The 3,949-nt window shown below is 69.9% G+C and carries 2 protein-coding genes; one reads left to right on the top strand and one right to left on the bottom strand.

The window, feature by feature from the left end; translation table 11 throughout:
• Positions 1 to 25: 25 nt before the first annotated feature.
• Positions 26 to 493 (bottom strand): DDE-type integrase/transposase/recombinase, encoded by a 468-nt coding sequence (locus ACWDZ4_RS33520; protein WP_451512166.1) that lies wholly within the window; start codon positions 491 to 493, stop codon positions 26 to 28.
• Between the two features lie 830 nt (positions 494 to 1,323).
• Between ACWDZ4_RS33520 and ACWDZ4_RS33515 the strand changes: the two genes are divergently transcribed.
• Positions 1,324 to 3,342: a glycosyl hydrolase gene (locus tag ACWDZ4_RS33515; RefSeq protein WP_451512165.1), complete on the top strand. Its 2,019-nt coding sequence runs from the start codon at positions 1,324 to 1,326 to the stop codon at positions 3,340 to 3,342.
• The last annotated feature ends 607 nt before the right edge of the window (positions 3,343 to 3,949 follow it).

The raw sequence follows: 3,949 nt of genomic DNA, 5'->3' as shown, positions 1-3,949 counted from the left end.
GTTGCGGGAGTCCTTCATCGCGCGTTCACGCTGTCCTTGTGGGCTGGTGGCTGTTCTCCGCCCGGTTGTTGGGGTGCTTCGGCTGCCGGTGCCCGACGGAGGGCATGACCTCACGGTGGGCGGCGCCCTGGGAGCGGAGCCCGTCCGTGACGACCACCCGCGGGACCGCACGCCTCTTCCTCACCAGGCGGCGGGAGAAGTGCCGGGCGGCGGTCTTTGTCCCGCCGGTACTGGACGAGGATGTCGAGTACGTTGCCGCCCTGGCCGACGGCCCGCCCAGGTACCTCAGCTCCCCGTCGATCCTGACGAACACCTCGCCCAGATGCCATCTGTTCCCGGGCCGGGGCCTGCGGCGGCGCAGGGCGGCGGCACAGGCCTGCCCGAACCTCCCACACCGTCGGCGGACCGTCTCGTAGGAGACGATCACGCCGCGCTGGAGCACCAGCTCCTCCACCTCGCGGAAGCTGAGCGGGAAGCGGAAGTACAGCCACACGCAGTGAGAGACCACCCCGGCCGGACACCGATACCCCCTGTACGACGGCGCACTGCCCACCGAGGCTCCCTCCCAGCCTGATCAACCCGAAGACCATCCCACCCGGTCAACCCCCATGACCGCGCCCCGCTGCAGGCTCATGCCTCACCAGCAGGCTCTCCTGGACCTGGTCTCCCCCCAGCGTCTGGCCACACCCACGATTTGGTCTCGGCCCGCGCCCCAGCGGATCATCCGGATCCGCGAACGCCAAGACGTTCCCGTGCTCGCCGGCCGCGCCTACATCGCGGCTGGCCCCTGGGTGACCGCCCCGGTCGGGCGCCCCTTCCCTCCGAGCCCTCATCCCGACCCGGCGGACCGTCAACCGGGCGCTGTCAGCAGCGCGAGCAGCGGTCGAACGAAGCATCGCGGGACTGAAGTCCGGGAGCCGTCGCGCACAGCGTCTCAAACCTGCATTCGGTCAGACCGTCACTCCGGACCCCGGCCTCAGTAGAACCGCGCCAGCGCGGCACCCTCCGCCCCCAGAGGACCGGGCACGGCGACGTGATGCCCGAAAACGCCGACCGTGACCTTCGCCGCGGCGGCGAAGACATCCCGGGCACCACAAGGAGCACTTGGCGGCAATCCACTAAACCGGTTACTTAACTGCCGTATCAGCATAGACAACGTTGTCGTCATCCGGCACAGTCGGCACCACGACCGCACAGGCCACGGGATCGGGCCGCCGGGAGGGCGACGGGCGGATCGTCGGTGCGTGGTTCGCGTTCCGGCCCCGAGCCTGCGGCGAAAACCTCCCCTCACGGTGAGAACCGGCCACGTCCAAGGAGACAGCCATGCACAAGCCTGTCGTGAACCGCCGTTCGTTCGTCCTCCTCGGCGCTACGACCGCCATGGCGGCGGCGGGCGCCGGGATACCCATGGCCTCGGCGGCGACCCCCACCGCAGCGCCGGCCGGCGCGCCGATGCCCGTCCGGATCGTCGACGACAAGGCGACGAGTGCCACGCGCGCGCTGTTCGCGTACCTGATGCGGCAGCAGGGCAACGGCACTCTCTTCGGCCACCAGCACGCCCTGTCCTACGGCTTCACCTTCACCACCCAGGACGGCAAGGCGTCCGACACCAAGGCGGCGGTGGGCGACCATCCCGCGCTGTTCGGGTGGGACACCCTGATCCTCGACGGTGACGAGCGCCCCGGCAGCAAGGACGCGACCGAGGCCGAGAACATCGCCGCGCTCAGCCGGTGCATCCAGCAGGCGGACGTCTGCGGTGGGATCAACACGCTCAGTGCGCACATGCCGAACTTCGTCACCGGCAAGAACTTCTACGACACATCGGGCCGTGTCGTCAGCCAGATCCTCCCCGGAGGCACGAAGCACGCGCAGTTCAACGCCTTCCTCGACCGCATCGCGAAGGCGGTCAAGGGCGCACGGCGGCCGGACGGCACCCTGATCCCGGTCATCTTCCGGCCCTTCCACGAGAACAACGGCGGCTGGTTCTGGTGGGGCGCTGGCCACACCACCTCGGCGGAGTACATCGAAATCTTCCGCTACACGGTCGAGTACCTGCGGGACACCAAAGGCGTCCGCAACCTGCTCTACTCGTACTCGCCCAACTCCAGCTTCGGCGGCGACCCGACGGGCTACCTCAAGACCTACCCGGGCGACGGTTACGTCGACGTCCTCGGCTACGACGCCTACGACAACTCCGCCGGATCGGACGCCTGGCTGGAGAGCCTGGTGAAGGACCTGGCGATGGTGGTCCGCCTGGCCCAGGAGAAGGGCAAGGTCCCGGCCTGCACCGAGTTCGGCGAGAGCGGGGAAGAGGGCCGAAACCCGCAGTGGTTCACGAAGCTGCTGGGCGCCATCAAGGCGGACCCGCTGGCCCGCCGGGTGACCTACATGCAGACCTGGGCCAACTTCGGGGGCAGCACCCGGTCCTACGTGCCGACCCAGGGCCACGCCTTGCACGCGGACTTCGTCCAGTACGCCCGGGACTCCTCCACCGTGTTCGCCGGTGACCTGCGAGGCGTGTACGCCGCACGCACCACCGCCATCCGGAACACCCCCTTCATGCACCTCGTGACCCCCACGGACCGGCAGCGCCTGACGAGTCCCGAGAGCACTGTGCGGGTGCGGGTCACGCATGCGACGGCGAGCCGGGTCACCTACTCGGTGAACGGCGGACGCGGCCGACAGCTCCGGCTCAACGCCGACGGCTTCCACTCCGGTGACTGGCCGATCGACCCGGCCTGGCTGGACAACCGGTCGGTGACCCTCTCGGTGGAGGCCCGGGTGAACGGTAAGACCCTCACCGACTCGGCCCTGGTCCTCCTCGGCGAGGTCGCCCCCCTGCCCGCCGGATGGATCGACGACTTCGAGGGGTACGCCGGGGACGACGCCACCCTCAGCGAGGTCTACAGCCACACCAACACCAACACCACGACCCTGTCGGCCGACCACAAGGCATCGGGCTCGTACGGGCTGGCCTACTCGTACGACTTCAGCAGCGCCGGGTACACCGGCATCGGCAAGACGGTCGACGCGGACTGGACCGCCTTCTCGTCGCTGGTGCTGTGGCTGCAGGGCGACGGTTCGGCGAACGGCGCGACGCTCCAGATCGTGTCCGGGGGCGCCTACTTCGAGTACGGGATTCCGCTGTCCGACACCAACGGACGGGAGGTCCGGGCGCCGTTCAGCGAGTTCAAGCCCGCTCCCTGGGACACCGCGCACGCCGGGGAGGTGCTCGACGCGGCCCACCTCGCCAAGGTGGCGACGTTCAACATGTACCTCGGCCACGGCAGCGGCGCCCCGGCCAAGGGTGTCGTGTACGTGGACAACATCAGGGCCGAATGACCGCCGCCGTCCGCGACGGCCCCCGGTGGCGGGGCCGTCGCGGACGGGCGCCGGCGAGCAGGTGGAGCGGAGGCGTGCACAGGGCACCGCCCCGACACTGAACCGGGTGTTCCCGACGTCTCAGGGCTCGCAGCTGGCGGCGCTCATGTGCCACGGCACCGAGCGGATCACTTCCTGCATGGACGCGCGCGATCACACGGCACCGCGGCCCTGAACCTGTTCACGGGTCCTCGCTACCGTTGTCGTCCTCCAGGCCGGCCGCGTCCGGGGGCGTAGAGGCCGCCGACGGCCGACAGCGGCACCCCGGCCAGATCTCCTCCTGGATGAGGCGGCCGAAGTGGCGTCTGTCGCCGTCCTCGACCACTTCGCCACCGCTGCCGTCGGCAATGTGCCCGGCCGGACACACCGACCGCTCTCCGACCCCGGCGGACAGCGCCGCCGGCGCAAGGCGACCTCCGCAGGCTGTGCCAACGGACACCCTCTGCGCGAGCGGTGCACGAAGGCCAGGGCCGGACACATCCTGACCGCGATGCGCTCGCACCACCGCTCGGCTTCTGGGGTCAGGTGCGGGGATGCTTCGTCGGCGCACAGCCGGTCACGTCCCCGC

Source organism: Streptomyces sp. NPDC003016 (assembly GCF_053591455.1).
The sequence above is the reverse complement of the archived record's forward strand: the minus strand, read 5'-3'. Positions and strand labels throughout refer to the sequence as shown.